We start from the raw sequence: 19,047 nt of genomic DNA on the forward strand, positions 1-19,047 counted from the left end.
GTTACTCGGTTATCGGAAGTAAGTAACTCGACCTTCTGAACTGTCGCAGCGCTCAGAGATAAGAGGAACTGTCGCCACGCGAACTTCGTGTGATTTAAAAATCGATAAACGGAGTCTTTGCCGGGAAATGATTCGGCTTTGGTACTTTCGAGCAGGCGAAACCAATTTTTCTGATGAAACAAAAGCACGAAAACAAGCTGAAAAAGATACGCCGCTGTAAATCCAAATTTCTTGTTGATTTTCGCGTCTTTTAAATGCTTAAGCACTTGAAGCTCTTTGAAAGCCGGTTTAATTTCTTTTGGTAGTTGATTGCAGGGCTCTTTTTGCTCTATCATATAGAGGACACCTCTTCTGTGTGGTAGTGGGTTGCTCGACACAATCACTATACCAAATGGAAGCGGTGTTTTTCTATTTTTGCAAGGGATAGATTATTATCCTGATACAGCTTTATTTATCAAGGGTTTAAGACTAATTTCGCTCTGCGAAGTTTGAGTTATTATGAATAAAAATGAACCTGCTCAATCAAAATCAAGCGGACTGCTTACTTTGCTGGGCCTGCCGGTGCTTTTGGCAGCCTGTTGCGGACTTCCGCTGCTTTTAACTGCTTTCGGATTTACCGCTGCAGGCGCTTTTTTGACCGGCAAAGAGTACTGGGTTTTTGGCGGGTTTATGCTTATCATCGGTTTGGCCATGTTGATAAAGTTTCTCGTAGGTAGGAGATCGAAATCTACAGGTGGTTGTACTGTTCCAAAAGATCATCGATCGTCTTCCGCTCCTTCGAACCATCGGTAATTTTTTACTTTATATATTAAAATATTTTAATTTGTTATTTTAAATCCTCTCTTTTGCCCTTATCACAATTAGGGAAAGATGAAAACAACCCAATTAAGGAAAGGTGACTACAATGGACGAGAAAACCAGAAATGCTCGGTTGAAGGTGCATGGAATGACTTGTACCGGCTGTGAGGAGCACGTCGTCAAAGCGCTTCAACAAATAGGCGCCGAGCAGGTCACGGCAAATTTTCGTCGAGGTGAAGCCTCGTTTGAACTCTCGGAAAGCACGAGTATTGAAAAATTAAAGGAGGCGATTTCTGAAATCGGCTATCAGCCGGGAGATGTAGAGATTGTCGCTTCAGAAGTGAAACCCAAACGGGGTAATGTTGGGGATTATGACCTGCTTATTATCGGTTCCGGAGGCGCTGCGTTTTCGGCAGCCATTCAAGCCGTATCGTATGGTGCCAGGGTGGGGATGATTGAACGAGGCACGATTGGCGGAACATGCGTCAATATTGGTTGTGTTCCGTCGAAAACCTTGCTGCGTGCCGGCGAGAACAACCATTTGGCCAAACAAGATACCTTCAACGGGCTTCAAACATCGGCTGGCCCTGTTGATTTGAAATCGTTAATTGAACAAAAAATGAACTGGTCGGCTCGCTTCGGCAACAAAAATACGTCGATTTGATCGATGATTACGGGTTCGACCTGATCCGCGGCGAAGCGCGATTTGTTAGCGAAAACATGGTTGAAGTGGACGGCCGAAAGATTACCGCAAGGAACTTCCTGATTGCTACCGGAGCTTCTCCGGCAATTCCGGACATACCGGGACTGGGTGACGTGGATTATTTGGTCAGTACAACGGCCCTCGAGCTTCAGGAAGTTCCGAAACGCCTGGCGGTGATCGGTTCCGGCTACATAGCGATGGAACTTGGGCAATTATTCCGCAATCTTGGCGCCGAGGTTACACTTATGCAAAGAAGCCATCGTTTACTGAAAACATACGATCCGGAGATTTCAGAGGCTGTTACGCAAGCCCTAACCGAGCAAGGAATCCGTATTATTACAGGGGCAACGTTTCATCGAGTGGAACAAGACGACAACTGCAAACGCGTATTTATCTCAGTCGACGGTCAGGAACAAATCATTGAAGCCGATCAACTCCTTATCGCCGCGGGTCGCCAGCCAAATACGAAGGAACTGAACTTGGAGGCGGCGAAGGTGAACATCGGCGATCGCGGAGAGGTGGTCGTGGATGAATATTTACGGACCAACAATCCGAAGATTTATGCGGCCGGCGACGTCACTATGGGACCGCAGTTCGTGTATGTGGCGGCTTACGAAGGATGGATCGTTGCCAAAAATACGGTCGGAAATGCCAAAACAAAGCTCGATCTTCGAGTGGTGCCCGGTGTTACCTTTACCACCCCGGCTGTAGCCACGGTTGGACTAACCGAAGATCAAGCGAAGGCCGACGGCCGCGAGGTCATTACTTCCGTATTACCACTGGAGGCCGTTCCAAGAGCGCTTGTGAACCGGGAAACTACGGGCGTATTTAAATTAGTGGCCGATGCGAAAACCCGAAAAGTGCTGGGAGTACACATCGTTGCTGAAAATGCCGGAGATGTCATTTATGCAGCAACTTTAATCGTGAAATTCGGCTTAACGATTGAAGATCTCCGCAGCACGATGGCTCCGTATTTAACCATGACGGAAGGTCTCAAATTAGCAACGCTTACGTTCGATAAAGACGTATCTAAACTATCCTGCTGTGCAGGTTAAGAGAAATCCGGGGCGTTCGCTCCGGTTTTTCAATACTAGATCAGCAACCAACCGCGGTGGCAATTGTTTGTTGTGCTAATGGATGACGTTAGTGCTCGTCTCGCCAAATTGCTTTATGATTAAGCACATATGTTTGTGTCGTGGCCTCGTGATACAAACATATGTGCTTTCTTTGCGAAACGTTTAACGATCTTGCCAATTCACGTCAAAAGATCATTTTTTTCATATAGTCGATTGTGTATTGTACTCCCTTTTCTCCTAATTCATTTCTCCATGTCTTGGAATGAGGTTCGATACTAAGGCCTCCATTATAATTTTTCGCATATAAGACCGCCATAAATGAACCCCAATCGGTTTGATCCAAGCCTGCCGGAGGATCGTCGAATCTATTGCCGTCAATAATTAACGAACCTTTAATGTGTACATGATTAAAGCGTTCTCCCCAATCTCTCATTTCCTTCAGGTAGTCTCTTCCTGCGTAACGGGAATGGGAAGGATCGTATTTGATGCCGAGTCCCGGCAATTCGCCTAGTACCGGAATCCAACCTTCGGCGTTGTCGATAAAGTTGTTCCAATGGCAATTATATGCGGATATTTTAACGCCTTTCGGACTTGCATATTCGATCAGCTTGGAGAAGAAAGACACTGCGCTTTTACAATTTTCCATGAACGAGCGTCCGTCCGCCGCGTTGCATCCGACCACAAAATTCTCGCAGTTTAAATGGCTTGCCGCATCAATAAGTTCATAGCATTTTTCCAATTCGGCTTCGATGATGCGGCCCTCCCTGTCAATGCGGTCCTGTCCCCACCGACCGATGGAGCCTATACCAATTCCATATTCGCCGCTCCAGCTTCGGATTTGATTTACCTGCCTGGTAAATGCGTCCGTTTCACTATAATCGGCAGGATTCTCTCCGTTCACATTAAAGGTGAACTCTAGAAAATCAAGCTTCAACTCCGCTGACTTTTTGAAACTTTCTTCATTTTTGGGTGCAATCATCCCCAACTTCATGCGTTGCCCTCCTCTTCCTAACCTTTGATTCCTGTTAAGGTAACGCCTTCAATAATATATCTTTGACCCAATATATATACGATCAGTACGGGAATAACGGCTATTGCCGACCCAGCCATCATAAGCGTCCAGTCGGTAATGTACATGCCGCGGAATAAGTTGAGCAGGAGAGGAACCGTGAACTTATCAGGGCTGTTCAAAAAAATGAGAGGACCAAAGAAGTTGTTCCACATACTGAGAAAAGTAAATATGGCAAGTGCAGCGAGCGCCGGCTTGATCAGCGGAAGGATTATACGCCAATAAATCGTCCAGCGATTGGCTCCGTCAACAATACACGCCTCCTCCAATTCGTCTGGAATACTCTTGATGAATTGACGGAGCATAAATACACCGAATGCGTTTAATAACGAGGCCGGAACAATTAAGGCCAAATGGGAATCCAGCCATCCAATCCCTTTCATCATCAAATAAAGCGGGATAATGGTTACTTGATGAGGTACCATCATGGTCGCCAAAAATAAGATAAAGATCGGTTCCCGAAGCGGAAACCGGATTTTGGCGAAGGCATAGGCTGCCATCGAGCAGGTGACCAATTTGCATGTTACCGAAATGAAGGCGATATAAAAACTGTTATAGTATGCTCGGCCAAACGGCAAGGCTTCCCATGATTTCTTGTAATTCCCCCATTCCCACGGATCGGGAATCCACTTGGGAGGAATTAGAAAGATTTGTGAAAACTGTTTCAATGAGCTGAGGATCATCCAAATAAAAGGAGCCGTCATAATAACCGCTCCTATAATCAAAGCCGCATGAAGCAGCACTGTAGCGATCGGGCTGCTTCCGCTTCGGTCCGACTTTAGGATCGCTGCCGACATCCTGCGGCTTCGGGTTGCCTTCGCTTCCATATTCGCTTCCATGTCATTCTCCTCCTAGGAGTTATTGCGCAAAACGGATTGGTAAAAGAGCCGCCCTCACTTTAACCGCCATAATGAACCCAACGTTTCGAAATATGCATCTGGATTAGGGTAAGCGATAAAATGATCGCAAACAAAATGACTGCAGCCGCAGCGCTTTTTCCGAAGGTGAAATCAACGAATGCGAGCTGGTAAATATGATATACGATGGTATAGCTTGCTTTAGCCGGCCCTCCTCCCGTCATGACAAACGATTGATCGAATACCTGGAAGGAGCCGATAATCGACATAATGGTCGCAAAGAAGGTTGTAGGAGATAATAACGGAAGCGTTATATGCCAGAATTGACGAAGCTTACTGGCCCCATCGATCTGTGCAGCTTCGTAATAACTGGAGGAAATTCCTTGCAGTCCGGCCAGAAACAGAACCATGTTTCCTCCGAGTCCCCACCAAACGCTTAGCATGGCAATCGAAGGGATGACTAGCTTCCGGTTCATTAACCAGTCAGGTCCTTGGATCCCAAACCATTGCTTCAAATAAACGTTAATGATACCGAAATCCGAGTTGAGCAGCCACAACCAAACGATAGATACGGCGATTGAGCTCGTAACGACGGGCATATAGTAGAATAACCGGTATACGACTTTCCCGCGTACTTTGTTTAGAGCCACCGCAACCAAAACGGCCAAAAAAATGCCGACCGGCACTACCAATAGTGTATACCATGCCGTATTGAACAGCGCCAATATAAAATCCGGATTATGAAACTGATCTTTGAAATTATCGAAGCCGATAAATTGTTTCTTGCCGAATCCATCCCACTTCATCAAGCTTAAAGCAAAGGCGGATACGAGCGGAATTAAAGCGAATACAATCAGTCCGATCATTTGGGGTAAAATGAAAAAATATCCCCATAGACCCTCCGATACGCGTTTGTTCATATGCCACCAGCCTTTCGCTCAGGGGGAGGAAAGGATACGCAATGCCCTTCCTCCATCTCCATGATCCTATCGAATGAACTTATTTCCCTGCCTTATATTCCGCAATCTTCTGGTTTGCCTTCACGCCAAGCGTCTTAAGGGTTTCATCCAATTTGCCGTCCTTTAACCAAAGCGCTTCCATTTCATCGGTAATCACTTTGCTTAGTCCCGGCACTCCCGCTTCAAAAGGTGTCAAAGCATAACCGTTGCTTCGGACATCCAAGAAATATTTGGCATGCTCCGGCAGGTTGCCTTCGAGCACCACTTGATCGGCGCCTTCCACGGAAGGAACCGCATTGCCGCCGCCCTGCAAGCGGAAGATTTGACCTTCTTTGGATACAAATTCACTCAAAAATTGGTAAGCTTCTTTCGGGTATTTCGTGTTTTTATTCAAGACCATATAGGCGGTGGCCACACCGGCAGGTTCGATTTTCTTGCCTGTATTCGTTGGAAACGGAACAATATCGAACTGAAGGTCTTTACTTTGCTTAAAGATCGGAAGATACCAGCGTCCGGCGGATACGAATCCCACTTGGTTTGACATAAACATGGCATCTCCGCCTTGACCCTTCGGCAGTGTTCCGGCAAACGTCATATTTTTATTCTGCACGTTATCATAGAGGAATTTGTAAGCTTCTACCGTCTTGGGATCTTTATCCTGAACGAACTCTCCTTTATCATTATAGAGCGTCCCTCCGTTTGCGGTAACAAAGCTGTAATAACGAAGCCAGCTGTTTTCCAGCACGAATCCATGCTTGCCGTTAGCCCGTAATTTCTCAAGCATCCCTTTGAAGGTATTCCAATTCCATTCCCCTTTTTCATAAAGATCGGCGGGCATGACGGAAACCCCGGCATCCTGCAGCAGCTTCTTGTTATACCAAAGGACAACCGGATTGCAGTCAACCGGTATTCCATATACTTTTTCGTTCTTCCTCGCTGCTCCCCATAACCCCTTAAAGACATTCTCTTCCTTTATTTTGCTGTCGCCTTTCAAATACGGCGTTAATTCCGAAACCGTCTGATTTTCGATTAATTTTGAAATCGTACTGTCTCCGGAGTAGAACACGTCCGGCGCTGTTCCTCCACTTAGCTGAGTTAAGATTTTTTGCTCATAGTCGCTCGGGATCGGTATTAACTCAAATTCGACATTCGGATGCTTCGAATTATAATCTTTCGTAAATTCCTGAAACCTGCCTAATTCTCCAGGATTACCCCAGGTTGACCATTTCAATTTTATTTTCTCTCCTGCTTTTGGTGCGGCCGCTTTACCGCTTCCCCCTCCATCATTGCTGCATGCTTGCATTAATGGAACCAAAGCCATGGTTGTCATTAATAATGCAAGAGGTAATTTAGCTTTCAACTTCATATCGATCATCCTTTCGATACTTAAATTGAATACGCTTTCATATCTTCATTATATATTTATCGTCCAACCCATGTAACCGATTTTATTCCGAAAAGGTGTACTGGTTTCCGATCATTTGGGAGGATAAGGAAGTTCCACTTCCTCTCTTTTTCCTTCCCTGTAATCTGCCGGCGATACTTTCAACACCTTTTTAAATAATTTGCTGAAATACTTAACATCGTTGAACCCGGACAGCTCGGCAACCTCATATATCTTTAACGTTGTAGTCCGAAGCAGATCGCATGCGCATTTTAACCTTAAATGGATCAGATAATCAATGAAGTTTTGTCCGGTATTCTTTTTAAATAATTCACTGAAATAGTTTTTGCTCATCGATACATGATCGGCTACGTCTTGCAGGCTAATGTTTTGGATGTAGTTGCTTTTCAAATACTCAATAGCCCGACCGACAATTCGGCGGTGTAGCCCGTAATCTTCCTCCGTTTCTTCTTTGGACTTCCACACCTCCTCGAAAGCGGATCTGATGAACACGCGTACATCATCCACCGATTCCATCAAGCGCAATACTTCCGTTTGCTCCATCGGTACGGCTTTGTTATCCTTGCACATTTGAAATAAAGAAAGCAATTCTTGCGCCTCCCGCTTCACTTCTATTGGTGTGCGATGCTCATTTGTCCAAAACTTGAACAAGCTCTCTAAACATTGAAGGGATTTTTCCTTTCTGCCTTCTCCCATCAACTCCTTCAGCAACGTCTTCAAGCGTTCCGATTCATGCTTGTCATTCTTCATAGGAGGATGCGGTTCGTAAAAACGAATCTTTCCGGGGCCCTCATAAAATCGCAGTCTTGTGGCCTGGCGTCCTTCTTGTATCGCTTGTTTTATCCGTTCCAATCCGTGAACCCTTCCGCTGACGCCAAACGTAAATGAAAACTCTCTCTCCTGAAGCATGGAATGGAGGCTGGTCATTCTTTGGTTAAACACTTCGTCCCCTTCGGCAGTTTCGGGGAGCACAAGAATTAACTGATCCGAGCAGCCCCTGAATACAACACCTTCCCCAATCACTTTGTAGAAGCTTTCCTGCATTTCTTCAATAACAATCTCAATGAAAACTCCGCCCTCTTCGGAACGCATATTTGCGGCACTGTCCAGCATACAAACGACGAACCGGTAGCCTCCGGACATCCAAGGAAGATCGATATTCGCATTTTCCAACATGTTGTCACTCGCTAAAAGCTTGGTAAACGCTTTTTCCAGTTCAATCCGCTTTCCGGACAGCTCCTGCTTGATATAAATTTCATGGATTCTTCGTTCTTCCGAAATTTGCAGTTTAACCTTATTCAAAACTTCTTTTAAGTCGGCCGGTTCGAGCGTCGGCTTGAGCAAATAATCGGACGCCCCCATCCGCACGCCTTCCCGGACAAAGCTAAAGTCGCTATGGCAGCTGAGCAATACGATTTTGACCCATGGGCAGCGCTCGCGCGTAATACGCATGAGCTCCAGCCCGTCCATAACCGGCATCGCGATATCGGTTATGAGAATATCAACTTCATGACGGTCAATCCATTGCAGCGCATTTTTTCCATTGGATGCTTCTCCGACCAATTGAAATCCATTGGCTTCCCAATCAAACGTCGACCTGAGCCCCATCCGGGCAAGCGCTTCATCATCAACCAACAGCACTCGGTACATAATCATCCCCCTTATTTATTGGGAAAATCAGTTGAACGCTAGTTCCTTGGCCCTCCAGACTGCTCACTTGAACCCCATACGAAGCACCGTAATACAATTGTAAGGTTTGGTGAACATGACCGAGCCCGATACGGGTCATTCCATTTGTTTTTATACTCCCTTTACCCGTAAGCAAATGAGGCAATTTATCCTTTTCGATACCGACACCGTCATCCTTAATCTCGACGACAGCATGATTTTCCTCCGTGTATACGCTAATCACAATCGAGCCTTTATCGTCCCTCGGGGCAATACCATGAAATATCGCGTTCTCTACGATAGGCTGCATCAGCATTCCAGGGATCGTCAAATCGGTTAATTCGGGCGGACAATGAATGTACAGCGAAATTCCATTGTTATATCTGTATTGTTGAATGATCAAATATTTCTTCAACAATTCGAGTTCCTCGCCGAGCCGTACAATGGGTCCGCTTCTTCCAAGGCTGGCTTCAAGAAGATGTACCAGCGCAGAGATCGCATTAGCCACATCCTCCGTCCGCTGCAGCTTAGCCATCCAACGAATCGAATTCAAGGTATTGTAAAGAAAATGCGGATTGATCTGATAACGGAGGGCGCGGATTTCCGCCTTTTTTTTCTCGCGTTCCTCCTCTGCGATCCGATGAATGAGGACATCGATTTGCCGGATCATTTTATTGAAGCTTCGGCCAAGCTGTCCTATTTCATTTTTGAACGTAATATTGGAACGAACGGTTAAATCGCCGGCCTCGCTCCGCTTCATCAGTTTACTTAAATATACAAGCGGGCGGCCAACCTTATGTGCGACATAATATCCGATGCAAATCGCCACGATCGCCGAAGCCAAGGCAATCCAGATCGTCAAGTCGCGAATTTCAATGGAGCTGGCAACCAGCTCATGGACAGGAACAATTCCGGCAACGCGCCATCCGTTTTGGAGCTCAGCAGGAATCACCATCATATCGACGTCCTTCAATTTCATCACTTTTGTCTGCTTCGGCAGTTCAAGATCGGAAGCTTTTCCGTAAAACGAAGGATCACGATGGAAGGTATACTGGTTATTCGGGTCAACAAGGTAAGTATAGCCTGTCTGGCCAAATTTAACATCGGCAAGCGATTCGGCCAAATCCTTGCCCATGACCTCGATGAACATAACTCCGATTATTTTCCCTGTTTCTATATCCTTGACGGTTCGTCCTAATCCAAATACAGGGAACCCCAATTTGGCTCCTTTTAAGTATGAGGTATCGGACATGCCAAACCACACGGCGGAGCCGTCGGCCTCCAAAATCTTTTTATACCATTCCGTTTTCCAAGGGTCGATAATATTTTGAAAGGACGAGCTTAAAACCGAATTTTTCTTATTGATATCCAGAACATAAATGTCTATGATTTCCGGTCTATTCGCGATTAATGAATTTAATATATCTTTGGCCTCGGTATTCAGCTTATTGTCCTCGTAGAGAGAAACGGCATTCTTGCTTTCTAAAGCGTCATAAATCGTTTTATTGCCGAGCACCCTCATGGAGATATTGTCCAGATCCTTAAAGACGAAATTCAAATTATCGCTCACTTGCTTTATTGTCAATGAAGCCACGTTGCTTACCTGATCTTCGATCATTTGAGCTGATTTTTTATATGACAAATAACCGCCGATAAGGACCGGGATGATGATGCTGATGAAAAATAACACAAACAGCTGCACGGCAATGGAATGTACCCGATTGTAACCGTTAATTAAACGTGGCATCACGCGTCTCATCCTCCATTCGAAAAATGATTGCCGCCCAATAGCGGAATGATTGCTATAATATATAAAATGAAATTCGATATGACTAAAGGTTTTCCTGCTGCATCTAAGCAATACATATTTGTCGGGAGGGAAGGCTATTGATAAACATACGCCATATTTCCGCAAATTCCGGCTGCAGCGTTCCCAAGATCCTAATGGCCGGTGATTTCAAGGTAAAGGCCGGCTGGACGCTAGGACCGAGAAAGCTGGGTGAATATGAGCTGGTTTATTTCCCCGTGGGAACGCGCACTGAATACCGGCTTGCCGATCGGGTTTATCTTCTTCATGAACCTAGCTTTGTCTTAACCCGGCCTGCGGAGGAGCATACCTATATTTTCGATTCCTCCTTATCTACAAGGCATTTGTTTATTCATTTCGTTATTGATCCGCTCTCTGGTATTTATGATCTATCCTCCGTTGTTTCGCCCAGCTCTCCTTGCCTTTTCCCTGCAGGTCAGGTGTCCCTGCTCCCGGCATTATTCAAGCATATCCTCTATTTGGCTGCAATCAAATCCGTCCATTGGGAGGAGCGGTGCAATCTCATGCTTTATACCCTGTTAGCCGAGCTTGACGGTCTGTCGGAACTGACGGAACCGCATACTCTAACACCCTTCGGTCCGAACCTTCCGCCGCAGATCTCTAGAGCGCTGCAATACATCGATATGAACCTTCATCTTTCGCTATCCATCGCTGAAATTGCCGAGAATGCGGGTTGGACGCATGAATATTTTACACGTACTTTTGTTAGGCATTTAGGGGTTTCGCCGCAGCATGCGATATGCGGCCGACGCATCGAAAGAGCTTGCCAACTGCTGATTCAGACCAAAGCTACGGTAAAACAGATTGCATTTGCCGTCGGATTTCATGACGAGCATTATTTTTCCCGTTGTTTTTCCAAATGGAAAGGAATGACGGCCACCGAATACCGGAAGCAATTTTCCGATCCGCGCTCCCGGCATCTGTCTCCCGCCGAAGAATTCATGGCTCCCTATCCTTTAAACCGTTATTTTGTATTTTCAAATGAGAACTAGGTCAAATAAATCCATCATTACCACGTTTTGCTTTATTGAACCGAATTCCTTCAATTGTAATAATGAGAACAAATGAAGATCATTTAGCAAAAACGACGGGAGGAAAGTCATATGTTAAATTACATCGGTATAGGAAATCCGTATAACTTAGGACAATACGGAGTGGAGAAAAATGCCAAGGTGCTGCAGCGTTACCGTTTTATCCATGAGGGTTTGCTCCGAATCGCCGCAGGACATTTGCCTGCAAGAGAAGACTGGGATCTGAAATGTGCATTGGGTAAACATCTGTATGAAGATGCCGAATCCGCCAATCAATGGAGGCAGCGGATTACCGAACTGCGTACATCCCCGGCTGTGTTGAATCATGAGCCGGATGCCACGCTCTCCCTGCTGATGGAAGAGCTCATTCAGGCACGTAATGATTTGGAGCTCGTCGTTGGCATCTATGGCGTGGTCAGACCGGCACTATTAGCATCGTATAAGAAACATATGGCGAATACTCAGCAAATTGTCGATCAACCTACTGTTCGTATTCTCCGTACCATGATTCTGGATTTGGAAGATCAAATCGCTTGGGGTGAGCAAATGATCCGGCATCTTGAAGAATCCGGGATCTATCCTGAAGGTGCGGAGGAGTTTAGACAAAACATGCTTACTTTCCTGACAGCTTCAGGAGGGATCGACGGACTGGAGCCGAAAATACCGATGCTGCCCTCTCGCTCACGCTCTCATGAACCGTACAAACTTCCGTTAAAATCGGTCAGGGACCCGCGGAAGATGGGACCTGCAACCTGGGCACGAACCGGCGTAGCCATTCCGCCGGATGATCCGGTTAAGATGAGCCTTTTCTCCAAGATGCGAGTCAGGCAGGAAGAAATGACCGCGGCGGAGCTGATTGCCGGAGTGATTTATTCGCAAAAAAACATGCCTTGGGAATTTTACAGGGATTCGGCACGCCATTTATGGGATGAGGTGAGGCATGCTCTATTCGGTCAAGCGGCTCTTGAAAGCGAGGGAATAGACTGGATGAGCCGTCCTCAGTATACATCGGATTATGACGTTAACGCTCTGAAAATCCCTGGCGCACAATACACATGGCTTGCGATCGGTATTGAAGAAGGAGCTATGAAACGTCCCGGCAAAGCAGGCGAATACGAATTCTGCCGCGATGAAGCCAAGCATCCGTTAATGACTCAATTTCAAGATTATGATTGGGCCGATGAAGTCGTTCATGCGAATTTAGGCCGGAAATGGACCCCTGAGCTAATCGGTGAGGAAATCGGTTACGTACGGGAGATCGCTAAAAAAGAATTGGAGCATTTTTGGCACGAAGTCCGTAACGCGCAAGAGCAATGGAACGAACAAAAGAGCCAATAAAACCGGCAGCCGCTACGTCCTCCCTATTCCCGATGCAGCCTTCTAAACCGGGCCGGCGGCATTCCCGTTTCTTCGTTAAATACCCGGGTAAAATAATGTACATTCCCGAACCCTGTCTCCTCAGCTATCTCCTGGATGGTCAGGATGTCCTGACTAAGCAAAGCTTGCGCCAAACGGACGCGCTCCCCCCGGATATAGGCTACTACCGTCTTCCCCTCTTCCGCCAGAAACATACGGGTCAGATGGCGTCCGGACATATGCACGTAGCGCGCCACTTGTTCCAGGTGAAGAGGCCCGCCTAAATTATCCCGAATAAAGAGCTTTGCTTGGTTCAACTGCGCTGCCGCGGCACGGTTCCGCGGCCTTTCCCTCGGCTCCGCGCTTCTTTTCAAGAAGATCTCAGGTAAGGATGAGAGCAGGGTATGGCACATTCCTGATAGTGCGGACTCCACAAGCGGCCGGCCGACAATGACCTGCTGCAGAATGCATTGCCACAGCAAAGCCGCCGGCGAAAGAGATTTCCCCGGTTGAAAATAGTTCTCGCATACGGCAAGTTCTCTAAACAGCTTCACTGCCTCCTTTGAGGAGGATGGGAGTACTTCAAAGGCGACATACAGTAAATCGAGAGGCGAGTCCGCCTCCGGTATAATTTGGTGGAACACGCCTGGTCTTGAGCAGAACATCGTGCCTGCTTCAATTCTATGAAGCCTTCCGTCATCCATATAAACACCTAGTCCGCCGGTGCAAAAGCAGATTTCAAAAAAAGAATGCCGGTGCACCTGGTTCGCCTTGAGCCCCTGGACTAATCCCCAGTAATGAACATGGAAAGACACCGCTTCCCCTTCCAACGTTTCCATCGACTGATTTAACAGCTGCTGCGCGTCACGCCAGCTCATCCTTCCATTCCTCCGCATCGTTACTCAGCATGTCTTATTATTATAAAATAATGTCGTGCTCTGATAAAGACGTCGCTTCCGGAAGGTTCTATATTAGAAGTATCCCAAATCTTTTCACCAGAAAAGGAGATCAGATCCATGATATCAGCAGAAGATGTGCATTTCTATAACGAAAACGGGTACCTGCTTGTAAGGGGCGTCTTCCAACAACAGGAAGTGGACGAGATGAGGAGCGCGATAGAGCTGATCCTTGCCCGAGCCATTGAGTCGAAATCCGACAAAAATCATGTCTGGTCCGGAGACTATCTGGAGAACGAGGACGTGAAAAAGCTGGTTCTCAAGGGCTCCCACGATCTTCAGTATCACAATGCCACCTTCACCAGGGCCGCGATTCATGCCAACATGGCTTCGGTGCTCTCCCGCCTGATCGGGCCCAATGTACTGCTGCATCACAGCAAAATGCTGGTCAAGCCGCCGGAGAGAGGCGCCGCTTTCCCAATGCACCAGGATGCGCCGTATTTTCCCCACAGCCAACATACGATGCTTGCGGCCAGTGTCCATTTGGACGATGCGGACGACGAAAACGGCTGCCTCCGGATCATCCCCGGCTCCCATAAAGCGGGAATGCTCCCACATGTAGGCAGGCATTATCTGGACCACAGGGAGTATCCGATCTCCACGGGTACACCGTGTCCGGCGAAGTCGGGAGATGTACTGTTCTTTAACTACCTGACCATTCACGGGTCGAATGTCAACCGAAGCGGAAGACCGCGTCGCAACATCCTGTTCCAGTACAGGGATGCCATGGACCTTCCTACGGCTGATACTCATTTTGATTGGGGGATGGGTCTTATGGTTTGCGGAGAAAACCCGGGGTACTTCCGTTTCGGGCAGCAGTATGAGTATAGCCTAAGATCCAAGACGCGCGTGTAAAAGTACGAATCGGCTATACCCGGACGGCAAAAAGAGGAGGTTGCTATCTGAACCTCCTTGCATTTTTTTAACCTCTCTCACACCCGTTCTTCTCAATTCGCTGACATAGTAGATTTTTTCGTTTCAGGCAAATAAGTATCCAAGGGACGGATCCATCTGAACCGGTTGACTTTTACGATAGCAACAAAGCATTTAAGGATTTGGTCAGACTTAAGGCAGAAAAATGTAATCAAGGGTGAAAGATTAAACACAAAAGCACATAGAGCTGAAGCCGGCAGAACAATCAGCCACATGAATATGGTGTCATTATAAAGAACAAATTTCGTATCCCCGCCGCTGCGCACGATCCCGGTTAAACACGGCATCTGATAGGCGGTTCCGCACACGGTGATGGACAGCACTGTCATAAACTGCAGAGCAAGGCTCCTTGCATCCGCCGAAATGGTATAAAAGTCGAGAACATGGTCTTTTGTAATAAACAGAAGAATACCTGTACAAAGTCCGATGATGAGGTACAGGATCTGCAGGGTTTTGGCGTAAGATTTAATTTTATCCAGGTGACCCTCGCCTATCGTTTTGCCGATTACGATCGTTGTGGCGCTAGCCGAGGCAAAAACCCCAACGGATACGATTTGAAAAATGGTGGTAGCTATACTGTTTGCCGCAATCGCAGCTGCCCCCATATGCCCCAGAATGGATGTTTGTGTCGCCATAGCGATAGCCCAGATAAAATTGGACATCAGAATGGGGGATCCCAGTTTGACATACTGTTTTAACAGACCTAATTCAATTTTCAGGAAATCACGCAGCTGTAAATCGATCTTTCGCTCAAAGCGCTTCATGTATATGCAGACAATGATCAGTTCGATGATTCTTGCCGACAGGGTTGCGATGGCGGATCCTTGCACCCCCAGCCTTGGAAAACCAAAATGTCCGTAGATGAGAAGATAATTCAGGCATACATTGATGATGAGCGTCGTTGAGGACAACATGAAACCGATCTTTACCGTTTCCACACTCCGCAAAGTGGCAAGCAGGATGCTGGTAATGGAGAAGAAAATATAAGAGAAGCAAATGATTTGCACATATTTTGCCCCTTCGGAGATTACGCTTTCGTTATTGGTAAACAAGGCTAGGCAGCTGTGAGGAAAGAAAAAGACAACCGCCCACATAATCAATCCTACAACTATTGAAAGACGCATCCCGATGCTTGAAATCTTCTTTATCGATTTGATGTCTTTGGCGCCCCAATACCTTGATGCCATGATGACCAGACCTTCAACCACACCCATGACGAGCATTTGCAGCACAAACTGAATCTGATTGGCTATCGCTACGCCGGAAAGCGCCGATTCACTGTATCCGCCGATCAATAGATTGTCCGACAGATTGACCCCGAACGTGATGATGTTTTGCAAACCTATGATCACGGCAAGCGTAAAGAATGTTTTATAGAATGACTTCTCTCGCACAAATATGCTCATAACAGGAACCTTTCTCATTGGTCTCTATTCTTTCAGCTTGTAGCTAACAAAAGCCAACCGCCTGCTGTCGGGCGACCAGGAATTGACGTTGATGGTGCCCTGTCCGCCGAACAGCTTGACAAGCGTACGGAATTCGCCGCCGGAGCTGGATATTATGCGAATTTCCACATTTTTGTTTGCGGGATGGTCGCCGGGAGCCACATCGCCCTTACGATAACTAATATAAGCCACCCATTCTCCGTCAGGTGATACATGCGGGAACCAGTTATTACTCTCATCGAACGTTACCTGCGTTTGTTCACTTCCATCGGCATTCATGCGCCATATCTGCATAAGGCCGGTTCGTACCGAGTTGAACCAAATGTGCTTGCCATCCGGTGAATATTCGGGGCCGTCATTCAATCCGGTTGTATGCGTTAACCGAGTTTCTATGCCGCCGTTTACAGGAATGGTGTAGATGTCGTACTCACCGTTCCTCTCTGCGCAATAAGCTAGCGTGTTTCCGTCCGGTGACCAACCGTGCAAATAGCTGGGGGCCATTGGCGTGATGAGGACTGGATGCCCACCACCCTGCAAAGGGAGAATATAGATCCGAGACAGACCATCCTCGTAGGTATGATGGCTTACCGCGACGTGCGTATTATCGGGTGAAAGCACATGGTCGTTATTGCATTGGATTGCATAACCGGACCTAATGGCTGATCTTTCCCCCGTCGTGAGATCAAAAGCATAAAGACGGCCCGAACTGTTATATACCAGATGCTTCCCGTCGCGGGTCCAATTGGGCGCCTCAATCAAAAAATCGAATTCAGCCAAGATGCTGCGTTCACCGTTAAAAACATCCACGGTTTCCAGGATACTGATCACATTTCTTCCTTCTACCTTGCGAGGTTCTTTTAATGTATTCATTATTTCAACTCCCTCGTTTTCATTTCATCCCTATCCTATTCCCAATTGCTAAATGGATATCCCATCATGCCCAGACTCGGCGAAACCAATCGTAAGCTACTTTTCCTGATATCTCATGATCGCCCTCAAAAAGATCTAATTCCAGCTTTTCTTCTTTTTCTAACAGCCGGTAAACGTTCCTAATTTTCTCGTATGCTTGCAAAGTGGCTTGTACAGGGAAAATCGGATCTTTTGTTCCGGCCTCGACCAGAAGAGGCTTTGGAGCGATTAAACCGAGTAAATCCGGCATTTCCGCAACAAGCGAAAGACCAGGCACATAATTGTCGACACAATGATGAATGGATAAAATACTGTCTTGAAATGTGTTGGTAAATCCGCTGACGACAGCTGCGGATATTCGATCGTCAATTGCCGCGGCAAACGAGCATACAAGACCTCCGCCTGAAATCCCCATACATCCGATTCGTTCCGCATCTACGTCAATGCGTGTAAGTAAATAATCGACGCAGCGTAACGTTTCAAATACTCGATATCCTGCCATGGTTTGACCCATTGCCAAGAGAAAAGTAGATAGACGGTGACAGGAATTTTGTGCCTGAGCGTCAACGAACAGCTTACGATCACCAAATCCCAGTAATTCCGGAGCGACTGTGATATATCCTCTTTTAACGAGTTCAACGGCAAAATTTTTTTGGTAGCCGATGTCCCCACTCTTCTCCTCTCCATTCGCGGTTAATCCGACGATATCCTTGCTTCCATAACCATGTCCATGGCAGGCAATTACCGCTTCCGATCGCTCTTTGCGTTCTTTCGGAACGAGAACATAGACCGGCATGTGGAGCCCAGGATAAGTCTGTATTTGAATCCTTTCGCGAATATAATCACCGCAATCTTTGGATTCAAGAAGGACCGGGGCAAGCTCGGAACTCTCAGCTGGCGATCCGCCTAACAATTGCACGAACCGTTTTCGCAAACGCTCCCTCCACTCGCTCCATTCCTGCGCTGAAGATGCCTGAAATTTCTCGGAGGGAGTCACACTCCCAAATAAATTCTTAAAATACTGATCCGGACTCCACATCTAGGTTTCCTCCTTGATATTATCAGTAATTTCCTTTAACTTCACAAAAACACACTTCCCGTTACGTAAGTAAACCGCTTTATATATCTATCAGTATTCAACGAAATCGATTTACTTCCTCTATTTTCAAATTTAATATTCCTTCTTTAAATGAGATTCACGAATGGTATCTGCGCCGGGGAGCCGAAATGGCGGTATTCAGTAGGAGACATGGAAGTGTATTTTTTAAACGTGCGAAAAAAATAAGAATGATCGTAGTACCCCAAATGATTCGATATTTCCGTAATCGTCAAGTCCGAGTTGGTCAGCAGATTGCAAGCCTCCTTCATCCGAAGCAGATGAACATATTGAATGGGCGACACGCCCGTTACTTCGCGAAACAACGAGATAGTGTGGTTGGGCGAGCGATTGATTAAAGCAGCTATCTGCTCGATATTGATCGTCGCCCGGTAGTGGGACAGCAAAAACTTTTGGATCTTATCGGCCAGCTTTAATTTACTCGGGGCGATTTCCACAAGCTCAAACTCCCGTGCTGAAATACCGACAAGCTCCTGAAAAATGCCATTCACGATCCACTGCTGAAACGATCCGTTCCCCACGGTCTCATAAAATAGACGCTCAAATCGTTGTTTCATATATTCAAAACTACGAATTTTACATTTTAAGTAAGGTATCGATTTCAAAAATGGGAGTTGCCGTAAGTCCTGGTCTTCGTTTTTAAACAAAACCGTTATTTTCTGATGCTCCCGTTCGACGTTTTCACCGACACGAGGTATACCGCTTGGAAAAAATAACAAATCGCCTTTTTCACCGATCACCGTCTGGTCGTTAATCGTATAGCGCACCTTTCCATCAACAATGAGGGCTAATACGTTAAAAACAATGATATGATTGCGCCAATTTGGAATATAGTTGTCGAAATGCACGGAGTGTAGTTTTAACATAAGCGTCTCCTTATAAGCATCTTAATTCGAATATATCTGTGTACGTGTAAATATTCAATAGTTAATAGTAA

General features: G+C 46.4%; 15 protein-coding genes and 2 pseudogenes. 5 read left to right on the forward strand and 12 right to left on the reverse strand.

The genetic code is table 11. The annotated features are described in order from the left end of the window. Positions 1-335, reverse strand: a pseudogene (locus O9H85_RS23555) (IS4 family transposase); the annotation flags it as partial. Positions 336-498: 163 nt separating this feature from the next. Between O9H85_RS23555 and O9H85_RS23560 the strand changes: the two are divergent. Continuing rightward, positions 499-792: a hypothetical protein gene (locus O9H85_RS23560; RefSeq protein ID WP_269883864.1), complete on the forward strand. Its 294-nt coding sequence runs from the start codon at positions 499-501 to the stop codon at positions 790-792. A 112-nt stretch (positions 793-904) separates the two neighbouring features. Continuing rightward, a pseudogene (gene merA / locus O9H85_RS23565) lies at positions 905-2,556 on the forward strand (mercury(II) reductase). 205 nt (positions 2,557-2,761) lie between these two features. On the opposite strand, the gene O9H85_RS23570 reads toward merA, so the two are convergent. The 6 genes from O9H85_RS23570 to O9H85_RS23595 all read right to left on the reverse strand — a co-directional run bounded on the left by O9H85_RS23570 (position 2,762) and on the right by O9H85_RS23595 (position 10,282). Next, positions 2,762-3,568: a sugar phosphate isomerase/epimerase family protein gene (locus O9H85_RS23570; protein WP_269883865.1), complete on the reverse strand. Its 807-nt coding sequence runs from the start codon at positions 3,566-3,568 to the stop codon at positions 2,762-2,764. Between the two features lie 17 nt (positions 3,569-3,585). Next, a complete protein-coding gene (locus O9H85_RS23575; protein WP_409348193.1) occupies positions 3,586-4,443 on the reverse strand; it encodes a carbohydrate ABC transporter permease in 858 nt (285 codons plus the stop codon). Between the two features lie 101 nt (positions 4,444-4,544). Next, complete coding sequence (locus tag O9H85_RS23580; RefSeq protein WP_269883867.1) at positions 4,545-5,423, reverse strand: carbohydrate ABC transporter permease; 879 nt, start codon at positions 5,421-5,423, stop codon at positions 4,545-4,547. Positions 5,424-5,502: 79 nt separating this feature from the next. After that, positions 5,503-6,837, reverse strand: coding sequence for an ABC transporter substrate-binding protein (locus tag O9H85_RS23585; protein ID WP_409348190.1), 1,335 nt, complete (start codon positions 6,835-6,837; stop codon positions 5,503-5,505). 102 nt (positions 6,838-6,939) lie between these two features. Next, entirely contained in the window at positions 6,940-8,517 is a 1,578-nt protein-coding gene (locus tag O9H85_RS23590) for a response regulator transcription factor (RefSeq protein WP_269883869.1), read from the reverse strand. Then, entirely contained in the window at positions 8,495-10,282 is a 1,788-nt protein-coding gene (locus tag O9H85_RS23595) for a cache domain-containing sensor histidine kinase (RefSeq protein ID WP_269884020.1), read from the reverse strand. Before O9H85_RS23595 ends, O9H85_RS23590 begins: the two co-directional genes overlap by 23 nt. Before the next feature lie 140 nt (positions 10,283-10,422). On the opposite strand from O9H85_RS23595, the gene O9H85_RS23600 reads away from it, so the two are divergent. Further along, entirely contained in the window at positions 10,423-11,355 is a 933-nt protein-coding gene (locus O9H85_RS23600) for an AraC family transcriptional regulator (protein ID WP_269883870.1), read from the forward strand. A gap of 111 nt (positions 11,356-11,466) precedes the next feature. Further along, a complete protein-coding gene (locus O9H85_RS23605) occupies positions 11,467-12,732 on the forward strand; it encodes a hypothetical protein (protein WP_269883871.1) in 1,266 nt (421 codons plus the stop codon). 23 nt (positions 12,733-12,755) lie between these two features. Here the strand turns inward: O9H85_RS23605 and O9H85_RS23610 are convergent, their stop codons facing one another. Continuing rightward, positions 12,756-13,628, reverse strand: coding sequence for an AraC family transcriptional regulator (locus tag O9H85_RS23610; protein WP_269883872.1), 873 nt, complete (start codon positions 13,626-13,628; stop codon positions 12,756-12,758). Between the two features lie 138 nt (positions 13,629-13,766). Between O9H85_RS23610 and O9H85_RS23615 the strand changes: the two genes are divergently transcribed. Further along, on the forward strand, positions 13,767-14,561 hold the full coding sequence (locus O9H85_RS23615; protein ID WP_269883873.1) for a phytanoyl-CoA dioxygenase family protein: 795 nt from the start codon (positions 13,767-13,769) through the stop codon (positions 14,559-14,561). 92 nt (positions 14,562-14,653) lie between these two features. On the opposite strand, the gene O9H85_RS23620 is transcribed toward O9H85_RS23615, so the two are convergent. The 4 genes from O9H85_RS23620 to O9H85_RS23635 form a co-directional block, all read right to left on the reverse strand. Continuing rightward, positions 14,654-16,045, reverse strand: coding sequence for an MATE family efflux transporter (locus O9H85_RS23620; RefSeq protein ID WP_269883874.1), 1,392 nt, complete (start codon positions 16,043-16,045; stop codon positions 14,654-14,656). 24 nt (positions 16,046-16,069) lie between these two features. Next, entirely contained in the window at positions 16,070-16,954 is an 885-nt protein-coding gene (locus O9H85_RS23625) for a TolB family protein (protein ID WP_269883875.1), read from the reverse strand. Positions 16,955-17,018: 64 nt separating this feature from the next. After that, positions 17,019-18,032 (reverse strand): alpha/beta hydrolase family protein, encoded by a 1,014-nt coding sequence (locus O9H85_RS23630; protein ID WP_269883876.1) that lies wholly within the window; start codon positions 18,030-18,032, stop codon positions 17,019-17,021. Between the two features lie 146 nt (positions 18,033-18,178). After that, positions 18,179-18,976, reverse strand: a complete 798-nt coding sequence (locus O9H85_RS23635; RefSeq protein ID WP_269883877.1) for an AraC family transcriptional regulator — start codon at positions 18,974-18,976, stop codon at positions 18,179-18,181. Positions 18,977-19,047 lie beyond the last annotated feature (71 nt).

It is taken from the genome of Paenibacillus gyeongsangnamensis (assembly GCF_027533625.1).
Lineage (GTDB): Bacteria > Bacillota > Bacilli > Paenibacillales > NBRC-103111 > Paenibacillus_G > Paenibacillus_G gyeongsangnamensis.